Source organism: Paenalicyclobacillus cellulosilyticus (assembly GCF_014647315.1).
Lineage (GTDB): Bacteria > Bacillota > Bacilli > Alicyclobacillales > Alicyclobacillaceae > Alicyclobacillus_J > Alicyclobacillus_J cellulosilyticus.
In genome coordinates, this window is record NZ_BMOY01000118.1 from 1 (window position 1) to 274 (window position 274).

At 49.3% G+C, this 274-nt stretch carries 1 protein-coding gene; it reads left to right on the top strand.

The window, feature by feature from the left end; all coding sequences use genetic code 11:
* Window positions 1-52 precede the first annotated feature (52 nt).
* A partial coding sequence (locus IEX97_RS13700; protein ID WP_229776929.1) for a ParA family protein occupies window positions 53-274 on the top strand: 222 nt, incomplete at its 3' end.

Consider the following 274-nt stretch of genomic DNA (forward strand, 5'->3'; position numbering starts at 1 on the left):
GGCGATCGGCATCTAGTAATCTTAGCGCGCAAGGAAAATTAGCGAGGTAGTCGTGGGTAAAATTGTAGCAATCGCCAACCAGAAAGGTGGGGTCGGCAAAACAACAACGTGCATTAACTTAGCGGCTTCGATGGCGGCAACAAAGCGCAAGGTTTTGGTGATCGATCTCGACCCTCAAGGCAATGCTACGATGGCCAGTGGTGTCGACAAATACATGGTTGATGCCACTGCATACGATCTTTTGGTGGAAGAAACCCCATTTGATCAAGTGGTC